Origin of the sequence: Rhodococcus sp. 2G, assembly GCF_001886355.1 — a bacterium.
Classification (GTDB): domain Bacteria; phylum Actinomycetota; class Actinomycetes; order Mycobacteriales; family Mycobacteriaceae; genus Rhodococcus; species Rhodococcus pyridinivorans.
This window is the reverse complement of the sequence record NZ_CP018063.1, coordinates 779,308-801,169: the sequence shown is the minus strand read 5'-3', so window position 1 is coordinate 801,169 and position 21,862 is coordinate 779,308. Positions and strand designations below refer to the sequence as shown.

Sequence of the window (21,862 nt, the reverse complement as noted above, 5' to 3'; positions counted from 1 at the left end):
GATGAGTTCGTGGGTAGGCGGCGGAGCCTGAGATCCGAGCGTAAATTACCTGAGTCGCAGATAGGCCCTACCGACATACCCCCATCGCGCGGAGGGTCGATAGACGGCGTACACGTTCCGTATTAGTTACTGTCGCACCGTGACCGCTCCCGCCACCCCCCTCGAAATCGACGAGTCGAGTGAAAACACCCGACGTCACCTCTCCGTCTTCGGCCTCGACTTCGTCGGCCTCGTCGTCGCCCTGCTCTTCTTCGCGTGGAGCCTGAGCCCGTCCCTCATCCCCCGTGAGGGGTATTTCCAGGGCCTGATCAGTGGCGTGACGGGCATCGTCGGTTACGGCATCGGTGTGCTCGTCGCCTTTCCCGCGCGGCGATGGATCGCTCCGCGTCTCACGTGGTGGCGACGCCGCCACACGGTCCGACGCATCGCCGAAGTGGTGGTCGCCCTCGTTGCCGTGGGAACACTTCTGGGGAGTCTGCTCGCCGCGGCGGGATGGCAGAACGAGATCCGTGCACTCATGGGCATCGAAACCACGACGGGCTTCGCGTATCTGCGCACGGGCCTGGTGAGCGTCGCGCTCTTCGCCGCCCTCCTCTACATCGCACGCGGATTGCGGTGGGTCGGACGACGCTTCGCGGAGTTCCTCGCGACTCGCCTGCGTGTTCCGGTCGTCGCGGCCGGCGTTCTCGCACCGGTGATCCTCGTGCTCGCGGTGGTGGTGTTCGTCGATCAGGTTCTGCTCGCGAGCAGTTCTATGGCGGCACGCATCGTGTTCGCCGCCGACAACAACAGCACCGACCCCGGCGTGGAGCAGCCGCAAATTCCCGAGCGATCGGGCAGCCCGGCGTCGACGTCGTCGTGGGAGAGTCTCGGGCGTCAGGGACGCACGTTCGTCGCCGGTGGGATGGACGCCGAGCAGTTGACCGAACTGAACGACGCTCCCGCTCTCGAACCCGTACGGGTGTACGCGGGACTCGAAGCCGACGGCACCACCGATGAGCAGGTGCAGCTGATCCTCGACGAACTCGACCGCACGAAGGCGTGGGAGCGCGAGATCCTCGTCGTCGCCGGCACCACCGGGACCGGGTGGGTGAACCCGTTCGCCGCCGACTCGATCGAAGCGATCTACAACGGCAACTCGGCGATCGCCGCGATCCAGTACTCCTTCCTGCCGAGCTGGATCTCCTTCCTCGTCGACGGCTCCGCCGCCAAGGCCGCCGGCAACACACTGATCAACGGTGTCCACGAACGCTGGTCGCAACTGCCGGAGGACCAGCGACCCAAGCTCGTCGTCTACGGCGAGAGCCTCGGCTCGCAATCCGCCGAAGCCGCCTTCGACGACCTCACTGACATGCGCAACCAGATCGACGGCGCGCTGTTCGTCGGACCTCCGAACTCGAACCAGCTGTGGCGCAGCATCGTCGACCATCGTGATCCCGGCAGCCCCGAGGTCCTGCCCGTCTACGAGGACGGCGTCGCGGTGCGGTTCGCCTCCGACCTGCAGACGCTCGAGGACCAGCAAGGACCGTGGAACGACCCGCGGGTCCTGTATCTGCAGCATGCGTCCGATCCGGTGGTGTGGTGGGGACCGGGACTGCTCTTCGAGCGACCCGACTGGCTCGCCGAACCTCCGGGCACGGATCGCTCACCGTCGATGCGGTGGTACCCCATCGTCACCTTCGCTCAGGTCGCGGCCGACATCATGGTCGGCACGTCGCCACCCGTCGGTCACGGCCACAACTACGAGGACCTCATCCCCTACGGCTGGGCCGCCGTGACGTCACCTGAGGGGTGGACGCTCACCGACACGCAGCGGATCGCCGACGCCGTCGAACAGTTGAACACCGCAGACGAGTAGTCGAGCACGGCACGCTGCCCGAGGCTCTGCTAGCTTCTTCCCTACGGCTTCGCATTCCGTCTCTTCGCCATGCCTTCCTGCGCCCTGGTACCGACGAAAGCGACCGCCGATGACCACGACCCTCGATACACAGCCCGCACCTCTCGAGCCATCCCCATCGTTCTCGGTTCGGCTGAAGGACGGGATCCTGCGATGGCTGGGCCGGTTCCATCCGGTCGGCCTCGCCGTCGCGTTGCTGTTCTACTGCTGGTCGCTGTCGCCGTCCCTGCTTCCACGCCCCTGGTACCTGCAGGGTGTCGCGACCGGCATCAGCGTCATCACGGGCTACGGCATCGGCGTGCTCGTCGCGTGGATCGTCCGCAAGTGCGGCTTCGAGACGAACTGGTCGGCGACCGTGAAGAAGGTCGGTTGGTACCTGCTCGCAGCGGTCGCCGTCGTGGTGGTGCCGACCTTCCTCGTCCTCGGTTCGTGGTGGCAGGACATCAGCCGCGAACTCGTCGGGATGGATCCCGGCAGTAGCTGGGACTATCCGGGTGTGCTGCTCGTCGCCGTGGTGGTGACGCTGCTCCTGCTCGTCATCGGCCGCGGTCTGCGGCACGTGGCGCAATGGGTCACCGGACTCGTCGTCCGCGTGCTGCCGGCTCCCCTGGCGCGCATCGTGAGTGTCGTGCTGGTCGGGCTGATCATGTTCTGGGCGGTGGAAGGTCTGCTGTCGGTGGAGATCGCGCGGATCGCCAACGGATCGGCGATGGCTGTGGACGAAGGCACTGCAGACGGGGTCGAGCAGCCGCAGGCACCGGAACGATCCGGGTCGGACGCGTCGCTCGAACCGTGGGATTCGCTGGGCCGTGAGGGCCGCACGTTCGTCGCAGGCGGTCCGTCTCCGGAGGAGATCACCGCGGTGACCGGGGAACCCGCGATGATGCCGATCCGCGTCTACGCCGGGTACCGCTCCCTGGACAGTCTCGACGGTTACACGGACTACGACGAGATGGAGGTGCTCGCCTCGCATGTCGTTGCTGAACTCGACCGCACCGGTGCCTTCGACCGCGAGTACCTCGCCGTGGCCACGACGACCGGTCGTGGCTGGGTCAACCAGGACGTCGCCGCCGCACTGGAATACCTCTCCGACGGCAACTCTGCCATCGCGGCCATGCAGTATTCGTTCCTCGCCAGTCCCCTGGCTTTCCTCGCCGATCGGGTCTCGCCCCGCAATGCAGGTCGCGCGTTGTTCGAGGCGGTGTACGCGAGGTGGGGTGTTCTCGATCCGGAAACCCGGCCGAAGTTGCTCGTCTTCGGGGAATCGCTGGGCTCGTACGGAGGTCAATCGGCCTTCGCCGGCGTGCAGGACATGATCACCCGAACCGACGGCGCACTGTGGGTGGGCACACCGAATTTCACGGAGCAGTGGCGACGTATCACCGATTCGCGCGATCCCGGCAGCCGCGAAATTCTTCCGGTCATCTACGGTGGCCAGAACGTGCGATTCGCTGCGACTCCCGACGACCTCACCGATCTCGACGGCCTCCGCGACTGGGAATCTCCCCGCATCGTGTACTGGCAGCATCCCAGCGATCCGATCGTGTGGTGGTCCTCCCAGCTTGTTCGGCACCGCCCGGATTGGTTGCGCGAGGAACGCGGCGCCGACATCGACAAGGGGATGACGTGGATTCCGTTCGTGACGTTCTGGCAGGTCACCCTGGACATGGTGTTTGCCGCCGAAGTCCCCGGCGGGCACGGCCACGCCTACACGACCGAGGCGGGATTTTTCTGGGCGGACATTCTCGGCATCGAGGACGAGGTGCGCGTGAAGGCGGTCTTCGACGCACTGTCGTCGGACGGGTGACGAGAAGAATTCACCCTCCCGCCTAATCCGGCGAACCGAGTTTTCTCCAGATTTCTCGCACCACCTCGTGATACAACCTCGATATCGCTTGTGAATCGACACAGGAATGCGAACCGGAGTACGTCGATTCACGAGGAGATAATTCGTCGACACGGATCTACCGCCTGAAGGTGGCGCATATGTGCACACGAGTTGTGTGGAACGGCCCGTCCGGTCAAGTGCTCGTGGGACGCAACATGGATTACCACCGCGAAACCGCCACCAATCTGTGGGCGCTCCCCCGTGGCATCACCCGCGACGACGGTGTCGGTGGACAACTCTCGTGGACCTCGAAGTACGGCAGTGTGGTCGCGGGCGCCTACGACATGATGACCGTCGACGGACTCAACGAGGCCGGCCTCGGCGGACACATCCTGTGGCTCACCGAATCGGACTACGGCACCCACGACAAGAGCCGACCCGCGCTCAGTGTCGCGGTGTGGATGCAGTACTTCCTCGACAACTTCGCGACCGTCGCCGAGGCCGTCGACTGGATCGAGAAGACCGGCGTGCAGGTCGTTCCGCTGGGCGACCCGGCGACCGGTGAGGTACCCGCCGTGCATCTCGCACTCGACGACGCGACCGGCGACTCCGCGATCATCGAATACCTCGACGGCACACCGACGGTCTGGCACAGCCGCGACTACGCCGTCATGACGAACTCTCCCGCCTACGGTGAACAGCTGGGACTGCTGAAGAAGGTGAAGGGATTCGGCGGTGACGCACCACTTCCCGGTACCGGTAATGCGTCCGACAGGTTCGCTCGCGCAGCGCATTACGTCGGCAGTCTGCCGGAACCGCAGAGCCAGGTGCAGGCGATCGCGGGCGTTCTCAGCGTGATCCGCAATGCCGCGCAGCCGTTCCGCGTGCCCGAACCCGGAAAACCGTATGCCTCGCAAACGATCTGGCAGACGGTGGCCGACCTCGCCGAGAAGCGCTACGTGTTCGAGTCGACGACGCGCCCCAACATCGTGTGGGTCGACCTGAGCGATCTCGACCTCTCGGAGGGCGCACCGGCGGGCAAGCTCGATCTCCTGGGCGACACGGCACTCGAAGGTGGCCTCGCGGGCAATGTCAGCGGCCGATTCGAGAAGTCGGATCCGCTGACGTTCATCGCGATGCCGTCATAGATCTGCACACGAAAGATCCCCGGAGGCCTTGCCTTCGGGGATCTTTCCCCATCCGATGGCCACCGCGAACGCTGGGGCGGCCGAGTCGTCTCAGTAGTCGCCGATCCCCGTCATCGTTCGTGTACCCGCATCCACGGTGTCGTCGACGACCGTTGCATCCACCCGGCCCGGCGTGATTCCGCGACGCTCCAGCTCCTCCCAGAGTCCTGACAGGGCCGCGACCGGGTCGAGGTAGTACTCCGATTCCCGGACCCGCCAGAACTTCCAACCGCTGCGGTGCAGTTCGCGCTCCCGCTCCAGATCGGCGCTCTGCCGTTCGGGGCTCGTGTGCCACTGTTCGTCGTCACAAGCAACTGCCAGCTTGCCTGCCGCCCCGGTCACGACCAGATCGATGAAGTGACCGTTCACCTCGACCCGCGGGTTCACGTGATAGCCGCGAGCGGCGACGTCGAGGAAGACGTCCTGCTGGAAGAGGCTGTCGAACGCTTCGTGCCGCTCGTCGCGCGTCACGCCGTCGGGCATCGGCTCGGCCGGCCGCGGGGACGTCGTCCGCATGTGGGTGAGCAGCGAGTACCGCAGGTCGGTGCGACGCAGCGTGTCGATTGTCCTCGAGTGGAACAGCCACAGCTGGTCCTGGGCACGCGAGGCCGCAACGTTGAAGCGTCGCTGGTATTCGGTCCGGGTCAACGCCGCGATGTTCTGTTCGGGCGCCACGACCATCGACAAGAACACCACGTTCCGCTCGTCGCCCTGGAAGTCCGGGGGCGTGCCGACGCGGAGCCTGCGTTCGTCCCACTGCTCCGGCGTGAGGCGGTCCAGCAGTTCGTTCTGGATGATGTCGACCTGCAACTGCCCCTGCAGCACCACGACACCGAAGGTCTTGCCGTCGTAGGCCGGGTCCTCGACGTACTTCACGAGCGTGTCGACCAGGGCATGTGCCTCGGCGTAGTTCGTCAGCGTCGAGTTCTGCCCGGTGACGGCCCCGTCCTCGACGAGCGTGGTGCGTAGCGGCTGCAGACGATCGGAGCCGTACTGCCGCATGGGGACCAGCGGGTCGTCGGCGTAGAACTGGTCGCTGGACCACGCGATGATCTCCGGCATCGACCGGAAGTGCTCGCGCAACCGGACGATGCTGCCGAACCTCGACCGTAGCAACGAGAACAGACTCGACCGCGGAGTGAAGCTGTCGCGCAGGTAGTTCGGGATGTCGGGCAGATACGAATCGAGGCGGCTGAACACCCCGTCGAGCGCACCGAGCGACACCGCGCTCGGTGCACACTGCTTGTCGTCGCCGACGACGATCACGCGCGGCGCCAGCCACAGCAAGAACAGGCTGCTGATGTCGGTCTGGCTCGCTTCGTCGACGATGACGACGTCGAACGAATTCTGTTCGGGCGGAATCGAAGCCAGCACCTGCTGCAGCGGCATCACCCAGGCCGGCACCGCCCCCTGCGCGACCTGCATGGCCTCGCGCGCTGCCGCCCGATAGCGCTCCGCGTAGCGGCCGGTGCCCTTACCGATGCTCGCGATGTGATCGCGGTACGAATGGAGCGCCTGCACCTGCTCGGCCGTGGTGCGGTCGAGACACGCGCTCCATGCCTTCTCCTCGACGAGTTCGGTCGTGAGTCGCGCGATGTCCTTCTCGAGTGCGTCGAGGTCGCGTTCGAACTGTCCGTCGTCGCTGCGCTCGTGGAAGCGTCGCACCCATTCGTCGGCGCGTCGCCACGCCCACGCCTCGTCGATGTCGGCGAGACGAACCGGCCAGGCCAGGCTCAACGGATTCTCCGCGAGGGCCTGAGCGAGTGCGGGTGCTGCGGTGGTCAGGCGCGCGTGGAGGGAGACGAGTTCCAGTTCCTCACGCTGCTCCCCCGCCGCCCGGTCCCACGCATCCAGGGCCGCGTTGATGGCGTCGAAGTCGGCGTCGTGGAAGGCGCGGGCCAGCGCGCGTCCTTCGGGCGACGCTCCCCCGGAGATCTGACTCCGCACGTACATGCCGATGGATTCGAGCCAGTTCTTACTCGCTTCGGCGGTGCCCGCGGCGGCGATGGTCCGTGCCGACTCGGCGGTGGACCGCGCCTGCTCGATGCTCGTGATCCGCGGCGCCCCCGGATGAACCTCGCGCAGTGCCGTTTCGACGTCGTGTACCCGCGCCACGAGATTGTCGACGATGGCACGGTCGCGGTCGAGGAACGCGAGGGTGCCGACCGCGCGGCTGCGCGACTCGTCGAGTTCGATGTCGATACCGAGGTCGCGGAGGACCACCCGCGCGACCCGGATCGCCTCGAGCGCACGAAGGTGTTCGGCGACGATGCGCGCCGTCTGGGCGGTGGTGGCGGCGACACCCTCGACGGTCGCGATCTCACCGAGCGCCTCGACGGCGGATTGCTCGTCGCTGCGCCGGAACCGGGTGAATCCGCTGCGCCACGTGTCGCCGGCCTCGAGCTTGCGGGCGAGCGCGTCGTACGCCTCGAAGGCCTGACGTCCCGTCACGGAGGTGTCCACCGAGCTGGCACCGACGATCCGGTCGGCCTCCTGCGCGGCCTGCACGAGCCTGGCGAGCTCGGCGGTCTTCCCCCACAGGTGCTGGGCCCGGCCCGACAGGACGTCGTCGGCGACGCGTTGGATTCGGGCGTCGAGCCGGTCCGCGTCCTCGAGGGCACCCTGCAGTTGCTCGCACAGGTCGCGGATGCGGCCGAGTGCTTCGAGCGATGCACCCTCGAGGACCCGCAACAGCCCCTGTGTCTCGCCGTTGGTCGTGCCGCTCGACGCCTGGGAGACGGCGGCGCACGCGTACTGCAGTTCCCTCTGGGTGGGCAGGGACAATTCGGGGAAGCGCTGCTGGCGACGGCGCGCGCGCTCGACGCTCGACCGCTGATGCAACGAGTGAAGGGTGACGAGTTCGTCGACCGTCAGCGGTGGGGTGTCGGTGAGCAGAGGCGCGGGCAACCACGCGTACTTGGATTCGTGCGCGCGGACCCGCCGGACGATCGACGCGGCCGTCCCCTCGTAGCCGGCGGCGACATCGGCGTGGGCCTCGGTCTCCTCCGCGCGCGCCTGCCGGATCTGTTCCATCAGCGTCGCGCGACGCTCGAGTGCGTCGTTGCGTCGCGTGGTGAGCACGTCGATACGTTCCTGCGCGCGCCGAACGTTGAATTGTGCCTTGCGGATGGCGATTTCGCTGACACTGCGAGTGAGTTCGACCGTGCCGCCGTGCACCGGGTCGGTGACGGCCACGCACAGTTCCTGCAGCTCGGACGGGAGCTTCTCCCGGAGCACACGCAGCGCCTGCGCCTTCTCACTGGTGACCAGCACACGCTGCCCACGCGCGAGTAGCGCCGCGACGATATTGGCGATGGTGTGGGTCTTGCCCGTACCCGGCGGACCCTCGACCACGACACCGCTGTCGCCGGCGAGCCGGTCGATGATGTCGCGCTGTTCCTCGTTCGCGGGCAGCGGCAGCAACTGCTCCCCGGTGAACTCGGCCGACGGCGTGCCGATGCGGTCGAGCCACGCGACCCGGTCGGCCGGTTCGATCGCTTCGACGAGCTGCGCCAGCCCGAGCGGCACCGGATTCGACTCCTCGGCGGCCGCCTCGGTCATGCGGTTGTAGTACTCGATGAGCGCGTGCGCGCCACGCTTGCGCAGCACGAGGACCGGCGACGGCGTCACGAATGCATCCGACGACGACGCTTCGTCCGCACGATCGACGACGTCGACCGGCACGGTGAGCGCACGCTCGGCCCAGCTCTTCAAGAACGCGCGGGCCGCGGGGTCGAGGGGCGACGCAACCTGGGTGACGAGCGCATCGTGCAGTTCGCGGACACTCGTCGGGTCGAAGACCTCCAGTCCGGTGAGGAGCTGGACGTCTTCGAGCGACGGCCCCGCGCTGGGACTCAGCCGGACCACCAGGTCGCCGGAATCGCCCTGCCGCTCGATGAGCGCGGCTTGAGTGATCAGGTGCGTGTGGACCCGCGCGCCCGCCACACCCTCCGAGAGGTGCAGCAGACCCGACGCGACGACGAGTTCCAGCGATTCGGGCTGGTCCTCGAGGTCGAGCATGGCTCGCTGCAGGAAGGAATACAGATGCGAGGCGGCCTGCCGTTCGCGATCGACGACCGCCCACGTCCGCCATTCCGTCAGCCAGGCGTCGAGACCGTCGATGCCGATGGCCTGGGGGTCGAGTTCGGGCTCGACGGCGGAATCCGCGATGTCCCCGTGCACGTACTTCGCGAGCTCAGCGGGCGGGCGCGGGGGCTCTTCGAGCTGAACGCGACGCGCGCGCAGGACGATGTCGCCCGATGCGGCGTGGGCACGCAGGCCGGCCCTGATGTTTCCCTCCTCGAGGGACATCACGGCGCGGTGTTTGTCGACGACGCGGACGGGCGCGCTGCGGGCCTTGACGAGCTCGGCCAGGAAGGCAAGCAGGCGCTGCACGCGATCCCTCAATTCGGGTTCGCTCTCGCCTGACTCCACTTGCACTCCACTCACCCTTGCGGACGTCCTTCCACCCGTCCACGGAGACGGGCATGTCCACCTTAGAAGTCTTGATCGACATGCGCGTTTCCGGACCCGGACGACGTCCACCGGCATTTCCGCCGATCCTCATCGAAAAGGCGCTGACCTGCAGAAATAAGTGAGGTGACAGTATCAGGGGATGGTGACCGTGCGCGAGGCCGTCGGCGCGTGGTTGGTCGCGCCGAGTTCGCGTGCCGTCTGCCGCGGCGGCACCCGATCGAGCGCCCACCGCTCGACCAGCAACGTGATCTTGGTCAGCATCTCGGTGCGCAGGCGCTGGAACGAATCCTCCGGATCGGTCCCCACCCACCCGAGGAGCACCCACCACGCCCACGCGACCGCGCCGGCGTTGGCGACGAAATCCGGGATCACCGGGATACCCCGTGCGGTGAGCACAGCTTCGGCGTCCGGTGTCGTCGCGGAGTTCGCGGCCTCGATGACGACCCGCCCGGCGACCCGGTCGACGTTCTCCGCCGTGATGGCGTAAGAGATGGCGGCGGGGACGAAGATGTCGGCGGGAATGCCGATCACCGCGTCGCGCGGCAGTTGTTCGACGTGCGACGGGACGCGGGACCGGTCGATCTCCCCGTACTCGTCGCGAAGGTCGAGCAGTGCCGGGATGTCCAGTCCGTCAGCGCAATACAGTGTTCCTGCGGCATCGGCGACGACGGTCACGCGCATGCCCGCTTCGTGCAGATACCAGGCGGCGCCGCCACCCATCGTGCCGATTCCCTGGATCGCGACGGTGGTCTCGACCGGTGCCCAGCGGTATGCGTTCGCGGTGGCGATGCAGGCCTGCGCGACGCCGTAACCACCGATCACGTCACCCAGCAGGAAGCCGCCGTAGACCGGCGCGTTCAGGGAGGTGCGTACCCGCTCCAAGGTGATCGCCGGGTCTGCCGCACGGTTGATCGCGGCGTGGAAGGACTGGTGCAGTCCCAGCCGCTCGAAGACCTCGTCGAGGAGGTGCTGGGGAACGCCCAGGTCCTCGGCGGTGACCAGTGCGCGTTCAACCAGGGACGCATCGCCTGGCAGAAGCGCTGCAGCACATCGACGGCACGGGGGTCCTTCGGGTCGAAGTCGATCCCGCCCTTCGCGCCGCCCACCGGCAGGTCGAACACCGCGGTCTTCGCGGCCATGCCGCGCGCCAGGTCCTCGACCTCCGACATCGTGCACCCGGCCCGCATGCGGGTGCCACCGGTCGCCAGATCGCCCACCAGGGTGTGGACGACGAGATAGCCGTGCGCACCTGTCATCGGGTCCGTCCAGGTGAGACGCAGGAAGGGTTCGTCCCTGCGGGTGTCCACCGCGTCGACGCGTGTTGCCATGGTGGTCATATGCGGTCCCCCGTTCGTCAGAGCCGTCACTACGTCGATTCGGCCGGTGACGCCAGCGTGCCCGGGGGCGGCGCGGGGCGTCCAGTTACGAAACTCGAAGGTCGGAGTTCACGATTTCTACACAACGCGAGCTCACAGCGGTTGCAGGTCCCCGGGCGCGCCCTACGCTGACGGCATGGAGTTGTCCCTGCGCCGGTTACGGATGCTTCGAGAACTGCATCGCCGAGGCACCGTCACGGCTGCCGCACTCGCCCTGCATTACACCACCTCGGCTGTCTCGCAACAGCTCACCCAACTCGAACGGGACGTCGGCGCAACGCTTTTCGAGCGAAGGGGACGTCGGGTCCAGTTGACGGAGGCGGGCGTGCTGCTCGCCGAACACGCCGAGGAGATCCTGCAGTCGGTGGAGCGCGCGACGACCGCGCTCGAACAGACCCGCGACGGGGTCACCGCGCGCCTGACCGCCGGGGTATGGGCCTCCGTCGCATCCACTCTGATCCCCAGCGCGCTGGCATTGCTGGCCACCGAGCATCCCGGCATCGAGGTCCGCACGCGAGAGCTCGCCCCCGAGGAGACCGCCGGCGCCGTCCGTGACGGATCGCTGGACTTCTCGTTCGTCATCGAATACTCCGGCTACCCGATGTTGTGGGATCCGGAGCTGACCAAGGTGGTGATCGCGGTCGAGCGACTGCACGCCGCGGTGCCGCCCGGGACGGTGCCGGCGGGCACCATCGCACTCGCCGACCTCGCCGAGCATCCGTGGGTATTGGCCGGCCCGAACTCGCACTTCGGCCGCGCGGTGAGCCTCGCGTGTCAACGTGCGGGGTTCGAGCCGAGGATCAACCACGAGGTCGGTGAGCAGGCGACGGCGCTGGCGATGGTCGCCGCGGGGCTGGGTGTCACGCTCGTCTCCGATCTCGGGCTGACGTTGAGCTCACCCGGGGTCGAGGTGGTGGCGCTGACCGAACCGCTCGTGCGCACGATCTCCATCGCGCATCGCGGGGTCGCGTCGGAACGGCCGCCGCTGCGCCTCGTGATCGACGCGGTGCGCACCGCCGCAGCGGAACGGGGGCTCGCGGCGCAGTAGCCACGAGCCCCCGTCTGTCGCTGCCTACTGCGCGAGCTGCTTACGCAGCACGTACTTCAGGATTCCGCCGTGCTGGAAGTACTCGGCCTCGGCGGGGGTGTCGATGCGCACCGTCGCGTCGAACTCCGTGTCCCCCGCCTTCACGTGCACGGTCTCGGGGATCTCGTCGCTGTCCGCCAGACCGGTGATGGTGAATTCCTCCTCCCCCGTCAGGCCGAGGCTCTGCGCCGACTCGCCCTCCGGGAACTGCAACGGCAGCACGCCCATACCGATGAGGTTGGAGCGGTGGATGCGCTCGTACGACTGCGCGATCACCGCGCGCACCCCCAACAGCAACGTGCCCTTGGCCGCCCAGTCACGCGACGAGCCCGACCCGTACTCCGCGCCCGCGAGCACGACCAGCGGTGTGCCGTCCTCCGCGTACTTCTGCGCGGCGTCGTAGATACTCATCTGCTCGTCGGTCGGCAGATAGCGGGTGACGCCACCCTCGACGTCCGGCACCAGTTGGTTACGCAGTCGGATGTTGGCGAAGGTGCCGCGGATCATCACCTCGTGGTTGCCGCGTCGCGACCCGTAGGAGTTGAAGTCGGCCTGCTCGACGCCGTGCTCCTGCAGGTAGCGACCCGCGGGGCTGTCGCGTCGGATCGCACCGGCCGGCGAGATGTGGTCGGTGGTCACGGAGTCGCCGAGCAGCGCGAGTACCCGCGCGCCCTCGATGTCGCGCAGCGGCTCGGGTTCCGACGACATGTCCTCGAAGTAGGGAGGACGTCGCACGTACGTCGACTCGTCCTTCCATTCGAACACCTCGCTGTCGGGCACGTCGAGGTTCCGCCACGTCTCGTCACCGGTGTAGACGTCCTGGTAGCCGGTCTCGAACATCTCCGCGCGCACCGCGTCGTCGATGACCTCCTGGATCTCCTGCGTCGTGGGCCAGATGTCGCGCAGGTAGACCTCGTTGCCCTCGCTGTCGGTGCCGAGCGGGTCCTTGAAGAGGTCGACGAGCATCGAGCCGGCCAGCGCATACGCGATCACCAGCGGCGGCGACGCGAGGAAATTCATCTTCGTCTGCGGATGGATGCGTCCCTCGAAGTTGCGGTTGCCCGACAGCACGGCCGAGACGTTGACGTCGTGCTCGTCGATCGCGGCCGCGATCTCGTCGGGAAGCGGGCCGGAATTGCCGATGCAGGTCGTGCAGCCGTAACCGACGAGGTTGAAGCCGAGCTTGTCGAGATAGGGCGTCAGACCCGAACGTTCGTAGTAGTCGGTGACGATCCGCGACCCTGGAGCCAGCGTGGTCTTCACCCACGGCTTGCTCCGCAGCCCCTTTTCCACGGCCTTCTTGGCGAGCAGCGCCGCACCGATCATCACCGACGGGTTCGACGTGTTCGTGCACGATGTGATCGCCGCGATCACCACATGTCCGTTGTCGAGTTCGAACTCGTCGCCGTCCCCGACCCGCACCGGGACCTTCTTCGACGGCGGCGCCGAGGTGTCGGCGTCGTCGGGCACCGGGTCGCGCGGCTCGTCGCGGGAGTCCTCGCTGCGCACCGACACCGGGTCGCTGGCAGGGAATGATTCGAGCACGCCCTCGTCGACACCCGAGTCCTGGACGCGGGAGACGACGTCGGGCACTTCCTCACCGTTGAGCAGCGAGGTCACGGCCTTCGGCGCGAGGGCGACGGGGATGCGGTCCTGCGGTCGCTTCGGGCCGGCGACGGACGGTCGCACCTTCGACAGATCCAGTTCGACGACCTCGCTGTAGTCGGGTTCGCGATCGGGGTCGTGCCACAGACCCTGTTCTTTCGCATACGCCTCGACGAGGCGGATCTGCCCCTCGTCGCGACCGGTGAGACGCAGGTAGTCGAGGGTGGCGTCGTCGATCGGGAAGATCGAGATCGTCGAGCCGTACTCGGGGCTCATGTTGCCGATGGTCGCGCGGTTGGCGAGCGGCACATTGGCGACGCCGGGGCCGAAGAACTCGACGAACTTGCCGACCACGCCTGTCTTGCGGAGCATCTCGGCGACGGTGAGCACGAGGTCGGTCGCCGTGGTGCCCTCCTGCAGTTCGCCGGTGAGCTTGAAGCCGACGACCTGCGGGATCAGCATCGACGCGGGTTGACCCAACATGGCCGCTTCGGCCTCGATGCCGCCGACACCCCAGCCGACGACGCCGAGGCCGTTGATCATGGGGGTGTGCGAGTCGGTGCCGACGAGCGAATCGGGGTAGGCGACGAGCCCGCCGTCCTCGTCCTCTCGCGTGAAGACGACGCGGGCCAGGTACTCGAGGTTCACCTGGTGGCAGATGCCGGTGCCGGGTGGGACCACCTTGAAGTCGTCAAACGCTCCCTGTGCCCAGCGCAGCAGCTCGTAGCGTTCGCGGTTGCGCTGGAACTCGAGGTCGGTGTTGATCCGGAAGGCGTCCTCGGTGCCGAAGACGTCGGCGATCACCGAATGGTCGATGACCAACTCGGTGGGGATCAAGGGGTTGATGCGTTTCGGGTCGCCGCCCTGCTGGGTCATGGCGTCGCGCATCGCGACGAGGTCCACGACGCACGGGACGCCGGTGAAGTCCTGCATGAGGACACGTGCCGGGGAGAACTGGATCTCCGGGTTGTGCGTCGACTTCGGATCCCATCCCGCGACGGCCTCGATCTGCTCCCGGGTGACGAGTCGCCCGTCCTCGGTGCGCAACAGGTTCTCCAGCAGGACCTTGAGGCTGTAGGGCAGTCGCTCCGAACCCTGGACCTTGTCGATGCGATAGATCCGATAGTCGGTGTCGTCGACCTTCAGGGTGTCGCGTGCGCCGAAACTGTCGTCACTCATGAACGTGCCTCCCGACTGCGATGTTTCCGGTGGTTACCCGGATGGGTAGCCCGTTCCGCCGCGTCGCAATCACCACCCGGACCGTCGTCTCGACACCACGACGGAACCGTCGTGGGCGTAGGGCGAGCGCGCGGTCGACCTCGTCCGACGGTCGCGACGCCCTCGAGCCGGGAGTCCGACAGGATCCTCACAGCCGACAGGCGCGTGACGCGAGCAGAACGCAACGCGGCCTTACGGTGAGGCAACCCCTGGGACATGCACCGTCCCGACACTGGTCCGCGCACTGTTCGCACCAGGAGGTAGCCGTGTCCTACGTTCCACCCGCCGAATTGGCCCGCGCGATGGTCGATGCCGGTCAGAGCAAGGTCCTCATGTCGACGCGCGATACGCTCATCCGCGCGTACATGGCAGGCGCGATCCTCGCCCTGGGGGCCGCGTTCGCGATCACGATCACCGTACAGACGGGCAACGCCCTCCTCGGTGCCCTGCTCTTCCCCGTCGGGTTCTGCCTGCTCTACCTTCTGGGGTTCGACCTGCTCACAGGCGTCTTCACGATGGTTCCGATCGCCTATCTGGACAAGCGCCCCGGTGTGACGATCGGCGCGATGCTGCGCAACTGGGGCCTGGTCTTCGTCGGGAACTTCCTCGGCGCATTCACCGTCGCCGTGTTCATCACCTTCGTCCTCACCTACGGGTACTCGATTCCACCGGACGCTGTCGGTGAACGCCTCGGTGAGATCGGTGAGGCCCGCACACTCGGCTACGCCGAGCACGGCGCCGCCGGAATGATGACGCTGTTCCTTCGTGGCGTCCTGTGCAACTGGATGGTGTCCACCGGCGTGGTGGCCGCGATGATGTCCAAGAGCGTCCCCGGCAAGGTGATCGTGATGTGGATGCCGGTACTGCTGTTCTTCTACATGGGTTTCGAACACTCGGTGGTCAACATGTTCCTGTTCCCGTCCGGTTTGCTTCTCGGAGGAGACTTCTCGATCGGCGACTATCTGGTGTGGAACGAGATTCCGACGGTCCTCGGCAACATGGTGGGTGGCATCGTCTTCGTGGGATTGGCCCTGTACACGACGCACGTGCGCACGCAGCCGAAGAGGCAGGTCGTGGAGCCGACGGTACCCGTGTCTTCGTCCTGACCCCTGAGATCCGGACAGCAGCAAACGACATGGTCATCGGTGCTCGCAATAGCGCGCACCGATGACCATTCGGCGCGTCGAGCATCGACCCGCGTCGGTGTGCTAGCGTCTGCGCGACTATCGATCGGGGGGTCGCATGGGTAGGTGGGGAATCGTCGCGCTCGCAACAGCAATGGCAATGCTGACGGCATGCAGCCCGAGTGTCGCGGGCGACGTCACAGGAGACGAGACAACTACGTCGACGACCCGCACCCCACGCATCACGGACGACTCCGGCCGACCGCCCGTCACCTTCGACCCCTGCCACGACATCCCCGACGACGTTATGAACGCGGCCGGGTACGACGCGGCGAAGAAGGAAGTCGCGGACATGCCGATGGGGACGTACACATTCCTCGGATGCACATACAAGAAGGAAGATCTTGTCCCCGGAGTCAGGCGAGGGTACAGCCTGAACATCTTGTCGGGGAATGTCAGCCTCGACGAGGAGTTGAAGAAGAACGGACATGTAGCGGCCCCCGCGACGATCAATGGCCGACCCGCGCTACTCGAGCTGGATCCCAACAACCGGGATGCATGCACATACGTGCTACAGACAGATTTCGGCGTCGTTTTCGTCACGAGGTTGTACAACACCGATCATCCAGGACCGGCGCCCCAGGGTGAATGGTGCGCGGGTATGGAGGAATTCGTCGGCTCGATCGAACCGTATATCGCGAACTGAAGAGGGTGGTCATGTCGAACTCGACCAGGCTCGAACCCAGCGTCATCGACGAGATCGTGAGGATATGCAACACAATGCTCACGGAGTTCGAAGATGCGCGAACAACCGCCGAATGGCTCACTAGGACAGAAGGTTTTGGCGACTTCGATTCAGCACAGCAGCTCGCCGCTGGTTACCGACGGAAGGCTGCTGGAACACCGGAATCTGCGAAGGAGCGCGTTGAGCAGTTCATCGATGCCCTCACCCAGCTCCGCGACGCCTTCGCAACCGGTGGGGAAGCCTTCCTCGACGTCGAATCCGACTGGGCCCGCCGACTCGCTTCCACCGACCCCGGCAGCGGAGCGGGAAACGGTCATCAGAGCGCGCAATAACGCGCGCCGACCATTTCGCGCGCCGGAGTGTTCGGTGGAACCGTTGTGTTAGCGTCTGCCGACAAATCGATCGGGGGGTCGCATGGGTAGGTGGGGAACAGTCGCGCTCGCAGCAGTCGCGGCAGTGGTGACGGCGTGCAGTCCGAGCGCCGCGGACGAGGCCGCTGGAGACGAGACGACGACGTCGACCACCCGCACCCCGCGCATCACCGACGACTCCGGCCGTCCGCCCGTCACCTTCGACCCCTGCTACGACATCCCCGACGACGTCATGAACGCGGCCGGGTACGACGCGGCGAAGAAGGAAGTCGCGGACATGCCGATGGGGACTTATACGTTCCTAGGATGCACATATCGCGATGACAACAAAATTCCTGGTACCAGACGCGGATATGGTCTCAACATTCTTGCTGGAAACGTGACACTCGATGAAGAACACAGCAACAACGCGCACATCGCTACAGCAGTTTCCATCAATGGCCGACGCGCCCTCCTCGAAGTCGATCCAAATCGGAATGACACCTGTAAATACGTCGTAGAAACTGGCTTCGGTCTCCTCATGCTCACCCGGATATACCACACGGACTACCCAGGATCTGCTCCGATCGAGGAATGGTGCACAGGATTGGAGGAGCTTGCCAACTCGATTGAGCCTTTCCTCCCCACGTGAACCACAACTATTCGAAGGACCCTCGATGAGTGACTTCGCCAGGCTCGAACCGCATGTCGTCGACGAAATTGTCCGTATCTGCGAGGTGATGCTTCGGGAGTTCGAGGACGCCCAAACGACCGCAGCGAAGCTCCCTGACGTTCGCGGCTTCGGCGACTTCGCGTCCGCCCAACAGCTTGCCGCTGGCTATAGACGCAAAGCGTCCGGCACCCCTGAATCTGCAATCGAGCGCATTGAACAATTCACCCTCGTTCTCGCACAACTTCGCGACGCCTTCGCCACCGGTGGAGAAGCGTTCCTCGACACCGAATCCGACTGGGCCCGCCAACTCGCCATCACCGACCCCGACAGCGAAGCGGGAAACGGTCAACAGAGCGCGCAATAACGCGCACCGATGCCCATTTCGCGCTCCGGAGTACTGCTGGCGGTTGTGTTAGCATCTGGCCGACAATCGATCGGGGGGTCGCATGGGTAGGTGGGGAACAGCCGCGCTCGCAGCACTGGCGGTAGTGGCGACGGCGTGCAGTCCGGGTTCGGCGGAGCCGGCCACGAGCGACGAGGCTTCCACGTCGGCCACCCGGACCCCGCGCATCACCGACGACTCCGGCCGACCACCCGTCACTTTCGATCCCTGTTACGACATCCCCGATGACGTCATGACCGCAGCGGGGTACGACGCGGCGAAGAAAGAGCTCGCGGACATGCCGATGGGGACGTACACCTTCCTCGGATGCACCTACCACGACGACAACGAAATTGCTGGCATCAGCCTTGGATACAGCCTCAACATCCTCGCCGGCAACGTGACACTCGACGAAGAACTCGAGAATAACGCTCACATCGCCACGCCACTTTTCATCAACGGCCGGCGCACCCTTCTCGAAGTCGACCCAGGCCGGCGCAACACCTGTAAGTACGTCGTAGAAACCCGGTTCGGTCTGATCATGCTCACGCGGATCTACCACCCGGATTATCCGGGATCCGCTCCGATCGAGGAGTGGTGCACGGGCTTGGAGGAGCTCACGACGTCGATCGAGCCCTTCATCCCCACATGACCGTCATCTATCCGAAAGCCCTTCGATGAACGACTTCGCTAGGCTCGACCCACACGTCGTCGACGAGATTGTCCGCATCTGCGTGGTGATGCTTCGAGAATTCAAGGATGCCGAGGCAACAGCGGCGAAACTCCTAGATGTCCGTGGATTCGGCGATTTCGTGTCCGCCCAACAACTCGCGGCCGGTTATAGACGTAAAGCCGCCGGCAGCCCTGAATCTGCCGTCGAACGCATTCAGCAGTTCACCGACGCACTCCTGCAACTCCGCGACGCCTTCGCAACCGGCGGAGAAGCCTTCCTCGACACCGAATCCGACTGGGCCCGTCAACTCGCCATCGCCGACCCCGACAGCGGAGCGGGAAACGGTCATCAGAGCGCGCAATAACGCGCGCCTCTGACCACTTCGCGCGCTCGAGCGGTTGTGTCGGCGTCCGGCCGGCATTCGATCGGGGTCGAATGGGCAAGGGGAACAATTGATGCGACTTCCCTCCACTCGCCCGTCGGCTATTCGGAATGGTGCAGACAGTATCTGCGATTGCGGTCACAATCAATCCGACCCTGTGAATCAGACCACCAGCAGATGCCTACGGGCGCGCGGAGCGGGAAACGGTCATCGGAGCGCGCGTCAGCGCGCTCTTGTGACTAGTTCGCGCTCCGGAGTGCTGGGCCGATCCGTTGTGTTAGCGTCTGCCGACAAATCGATCGGGGGGTCGCATGGGTAGGTGGGGAACAGTCGCGCTCGCAGCACTCGCAGTAGCGACGACGGCGTGCAGTCCGGGTTCGGCGGAGCCGGCCACGAGCGACGAGGCTTCTCCTCCGGCCACCCGCACCCCGCGCATCACCGACCACTCCGGCAGACCCCCCGTCACCTTCGACCCCTGCTACGACATCCCCGACGACGTCATGCACGCGGCCGGGTACGACGCGGGGAAGAAAGAGCTCGCGGACATGCCGATGGGGACGTACACCTTTCTGGGGTGTCTTTACAAGAAGGACGACTACATCCCTGGTGTCAGGCGTGGATTCGGGCTCAACGTCCTGGCGGGGAATGTCACCCTCGAAGAGGAAGCTAAGAAGAACGGGCACATTTCCGAACCGACATCGATCAATGGCCGGGGTGCACTGCTACGAGTCGACCCGTCGGCGTCACTCGCCTGCACGTATGTCCTGGAAACAAACTGGCTCTTCGCAGTTAGCAGTGGCATTGACGCCGACTGGGTGTGCTCCGCCGGGAGCGGCGGGTGCAGGCCCACCGTACCCTGCGTCGCTGGTTGTCGGGGTTGCGGAATCCGAATGCGATCCGCCCGACGTGCTTGACGATTCGGTTGTAGCCCTCGCTGCGCGCGTTGGACAGGCCCGTCTGGATGGCCCGGACGATGGGGTCCTGCCAGGTCTCGACGGTGCGGGCCAGCGCGGTGACCTCGGGCACCGAGCAGGCCGCACAGAACTTGTAGAACCGATACAACGCGGCCCGGATCTCGTGCCGCAGCCCGCCGCGGGCGGTGCACGCGAGCAGGTCCCGCAGCAGCTCCTTGGCGATCCAGGCGGCGGCGATCTCCTCGCTGGGGTCGGCGGCGAGCAGCTTGGTGAACAGCTCGGTGCGCTGCTCGGCGGTGAGAGTCTCGGCGCCGCGCAGCAGCCGGCGACGGTTGATCCATTCGACATCGGACTTGCGGCCGCGCCGACCGCGGTGGGTCTGGGTGACCCGCCGGCGCACCGCATCGACGACTTCGTTGGCCTTCTTGACCAGGTGGAACCGGTCGACCACCAATTCGGCGTGCGGCAGCGCCTCACGTACCGCCTTGGCGTAGACCGACGACAGGTCGATAGTGATGTGGGTGATCTGCCGTCGCCACTGCTCGTCGCGTGCGTCGAGCCAGTCGATCACCGTCGCCGCGCTGCGGCCGTTGACCTGGGCGAGCAGGCCCTGATCGCCGCCGATGTCGACCAGGCCGGTGTCCCACCGGTCCACCCACCGCCGGGTTCCGGTGACCGGGTCGGTCTCCCACTTCGCCTTGCCGCGGCGGGTCTCGTCGATACCGAGGACGGTCACCGGCCCGGGCTCGTCGTCGAGGACGGTGTCGGCGACGGTGACGACCCGATCGTGGACGGTGTGCCAGCCGCACCGGTACTCGGCGGCGACGGCGGCCACCGAGCGGTCGTCGTCGAGGACGGCCGCGGCCATCATCGTCTTCGCCCGCGGGGTGACCCTGCTGCGGGGAGGGATGCCGGGCACGGACTCGGTGAACACCTTCCGATCGCATGAGGTGTTGGTGCACAACCACTTCCGCTTGTCCCATTCGAGTCGGGGGCGGTCGGGGCCGACCTGCACGTCGCGGGGACGGGTGGTCACCCAGCCCTTCGACCGTGTCGATTTCTGCCCGCACTGCGGGCACACCCCGACCCACCGGGGGTCGGTGCCGAGCCGGACGATCCGGCTGCCGTCGTCGAGGCGCCGCACCGATTCGACGACGACGCCGTCGAGATCGAGCAGCAGTGAACCACTACTGTGGAGCATGCCCGCGTTCCTTGCTGGTCTGGTTGCCTGAAGAACACCCAGCTCACAAGGGCGCGGGCCCTTTTTCAATCACCGACACGGCACGGGGTCGGACAACATCACGCCCCTACGAAGTGCGAAGAGCCAACAAACTTCGGAATCGTCATCTTCGACAGGCTCTACCACTCGGACTCCGTAATTCGTCCGCCCATCGAGGTGTGGTGTGACGGGTTCGAGGAACTCGTCGCGTCGATCGAACCCTTTCTCAACTGATCCACGAGGAGCGCTATGCCATCCGGTTTCACCCGACTCGAGCCGCATGTCGTGAACGAGATCCTCAGGATATGCATGGTCATGCTTGATGAATTCGACGAGTCACAGGAGACAGCGCGTAGGCTGCTCAACGTCGAGGGCTTCGGGGACTTCGCGTCAGCGCAACAGCTCGCGGCCGGTTACAAGCGCAAAGCCTCAGGCACACCGGAATCCGCAGTCGAACGCATCGAACAGTTCACCCGGGCACTCACCCAACTCCGCGACGCCTTCGCAACCGGCGGAGAAGTATTCCTCGACACCGAATCCGATTGGGCCCGCCAACTCGCCGCCACCGACCCCGACAGCGGAGCGGGAAATGGTCATCAGAGCGCGCAATAACACACACCGATCACCACTTCGCGCGTTCGAGCAGTAGCGTTGGTGTCGGCCGACAATCGATCGGGACCGAATAGGCAAGGGGAACAGCCGATTCGACTTCCATCCGCTCGCCGG

General features: G+C 66.0%; 14 protein-coding genes and 3 pseudogenes. 13 read left to right on the top strand and 4 right to left on the bottom strand.

Annotation, left to right across the window (positions count from 1 at the left end):
* The first annotated feature begins 139 nt into the window (after positions 1-139).
* From BO226_RS03750 to BO226_RS03740, 3 genes are all read left to right on the top strand, one after another.
* Entirely contained in the window at positions 140-1,858 is a 1,719-nt protein-coding gene (locus BO226_RS03750; protein ID WP_071934638.1) for an alpha/beta hydrolase, read from the top strand.
* 109 nt (positions 1,859-1,967) lie between these two features.
* Positions 1,968-3,704, top strand: a complete 1,737-nt coding sequence (locus BO226_RS03745) for an alpha/beta hydrolase (protein ID WP_071934637.1) — start codon at positions 1,968-1,970, stop codon at positions 3,702-3,704.
* Positions 3,705-3,883: 179 nt separating this feature from the next.
* On the top strand, positions 3,884-4,873 hold the full coding sequence (locus BO226_RS03740; protein WP_071934636.1) for a linear amide C-N hydrolase: 990 nt from the start codon (positions 3,884-3,886) through the stop codon (positions 4,871-4,873).
* 90 nt (positions 4,874-4,963) lie between these two features.
* On the opposite strand, the gene BO226_RS03735 is transcribed toward BO226_RS03740, so the two are convergent.
* Both BO226_RS03735 and BO226_RS03730 read right to left on the bottom strand, forming a co-directional pair.
* Positions 4,964-9,352: an AAA domain-containing protein gene (locus BO226_RS03735; RefSeq protein WP_071934635.1), complete on the bottom strand. Its 4,389-nt coding sequence runs from the start codon at positions 9,350-9,352 to the stop codon at positions 4,964-4,966.
* A gap of 168 nt (positions 9,353-9,520) precedes the next feature.
* A pseudogene (locus tag BO226_RS03730) lies at positions 9,521-10,725 on the bottom strand (Glu/Leu/Phe/Val dehydrogenase dimerization domain-containing protein).
* A gap of 175 nt (positions 10,726-10,900) precedes the next feature.
* Between BO226_RS03730 and BO226_RS03725 the strand changes: the two are divergent.
* Positions 10,901-11,812, top strand: a complete 912-nt coding sequence (locus BO226_RS03725; protein ID WP_024103548.1) for a LysR family transcriptional regulator — start codon at positions 10,901-10,903, stop codon at positions 11,810-11,812.
* Positions 11,813-11,836: 24 nt separating this feature from the next.
* Here BO226_RS03725 and BO226_RS03720 read toward each other — a convergent pair whose 3' ends face one another.
* Entirely contained in the window at positions 11,837-14,635 is a 2,799-nt protein-coding gene (locus BO226_RS03720) for an aconitate hydratase (protein ID WP_071934634.1), read from the bottom strand.
* Between the two features lie 305 nt (positions 14,636-14,940).
* On the opposite strand from BO226_RS03720, the gene BO226_RS03715 reads away from it, so the two are divergent.
* From BO226_RS03715 to BO226_RS03680, 8 genes and pseudogenes are all read left to right on the top strand, one after another.
* Complete coding sequence (locus tag BO226_RS03715; RefSeq protein ID WP_033098790.1) at positions 14,941-15,780, top strand: formate/nitrite transporter family protein; 840 nt, start codon at positions 14,941-14,943, stop codon at positions 15,778-15,780.
* Between the two features lie 136 nt (positions 15,781-15,916).
* The gene (locus BO226_RS03710) at positions 15,917-16,504 is read left to right on the top strand and encodes a DUF3558 domain-containing protein (protein WP_071934633.1); all 588 of its coding nucleotides are present in this window, start codon (positions 15,917-15,919) and stop codon (positions 16,502-16,504) included.
* An 11-nt stretch (positions 16,505-16,515) separates the two neighbouring features.
* Positions 16,516-16,875 (top strand): hypothetical protein, encoded by a 360-nt coding sequence (locus BO226_RS03705; protein ID WP_071936343.1) that lies wholly within the window; start codon positions 16,516-16,518, stop codon positions 16,873-16,875.
* A gap of 82 nt (positions 16,876-16,957) precedes the next feature.
* A complete protein-coding gene (locus BO226_RS03700; protein WP_071934632.1) occupies positions 16,958-17,545 on the top strand; it encodes a DUF3558 domain-containing protein in 588 nt (195 codons plus the stop codon).
* Between the two features lie 25 nt (positions 17,546-17,570).
* On the top strand, positions 17,571-17,930 hold the full coding sequence (locus tag BO226_RS03695; protein ID WP_071934631.1) for a hypothetical protein: 360 nt from the start codon (positions 17,571-17,573) through the stop codon (positions 17,928-17,930).
* Positions 17,931-18,012: 82 nt separating this feature from the next.
* Positions 18,013-18,600 carry a DUF3558 domain-containing protein gene (locus BO226_RS03690; RefSeq protein WP_071934630.1) on the top strand — a complete coding sequence of 196 codons (588 nt, stop codon included), beginning with the start codon at positions 18,013-18,015 and terminating at the stop codon, positions 18,598-18,600.
* A gap of 25 nt (positions 18,601-18,625) precedes the next feature.
* Positions 18,626-18,985 carry a hypothetical protein gene (locus BO226_RS03685; RefSeq protein ID WP_071934629.1) on the top strand — a complete coding sequence of 120 codons (360 nt, stop codon included), beginning with the start codon at positions 18,626-18,628 and terminating at the stop codon, positions 18,983-18,985.
* A gap of 329 nt (positions 18,986-19,314) precedes the next feature.
* Positions 19,315-19,722 (top strand): annotated as a pseudogene (locus BO226_RS03680) (DUF3558 domain-containing protein); the annotation flags it as partial.
* Between the two features lie 70 nt (positions 19,723-19,792).
* On the opposite strand, the pseudogene BO226_RS03675 reads toward BO226_RS03680, so the two are convergent.
* Positions 19,793-21,165: pseudogene (locus tag BO226_RS03675) on the bottom strand (ISL3 family transposase).
* Positions 21,166-21,451: 286 nt separating this feature from the next.
* Here BO226_RS03675 and BO226_RS03670 point away from each other — a divergent pair.
* Complete coding sequence (locus tag BO226_RS03670; protein ID WP_442977405.1) at positions 21,452-21,748, top strand: hypothetical protein; 297 nt, start codon at positions 21,452-21,454, stop codon at positions 21,746-21,748.
* The last annotated feature ends 114 nt before the right edge of the window (positions 21,749-21,862 follow it).

Bases quoted from the DNA above. Each gene is read 5' to 3' on its own strand.
- BO226_RS03690 (WP_071934630.1), top strand. From the start codon at position 18,013: ATGGGTAGGTGGGGAACAGCCGCGCTCGCAGCACTGGCGGTAGTGGCG.
- BO226_RS03695 (WP_071934631.1), top strand. From the start codon at position 17,571: ATGAGTGACTTCGCCAGGCTCGAACCGCATGTCGTCGACGAAATTGTC.
- BO226_RS03685 (WP_071934629.1), top strand. From the start codon at position 18,626: ATGAACGACTTCGCTAGGCTCGACCCACACGTCGTCGACGAGATTGTC.
- BO226_RS03705 (WP_071936343.1), top strand. From the start codon at position 16,516: ATGTCGAACTCGACCAGGCTCGAACCCAGCGTCATCGACGAGATCGTG.
- BO226_RS03745 (WP_071934637.1), top strand. From the start codon at position 1,968: ATGACCACGACCCTCGATACACAGCCCGCACCTCTCGAGCCATCCCCA.
- BO226_RS03710 (WP_071934633.1), top strand. From the start codon at position 15,917: ATGGGTAGGTGGGGAATCGTCGCGCTCGCAACAGCAATGGCAATGCTG.
- BO226_RS03720 (WP_071934634.1), bottom strand. From the start codon at position 14,635: ATGAGTGACGACAGTTTCGGCGCACGCGACACCCTGAAGGTCGACGAC.
- BO226_RS03670 (WP_442977405.1), top strand. From the start codon at position 21,452: ATGCTTGATGAATTCGACGAGTCACAGGAGACAGCGCGTAGGCTGCTC.
- BO226_RS03740 (WP_071934636.1), top strand. From the start codon at position 3,884: ATGTGCACACGAGTTGTGTGGAACGGCCCGTCCGGTCAAGTGCTCGTG.
- BO226_RS03700 (WP_071934632.1), top strand. From the start codon at position 16,958: ATGGGTAGGTGGGGAACAGTCGCGCTCGCAGCAGTCGCGGCAGTGGTG.
- BO226_RS03725 (WP_024103548.1), top strand. From the start codon at position 10,901: ATGGAGTTGTCCCTGCGCCGGTTACGGATGCTTCGAGAACTGCATCGC.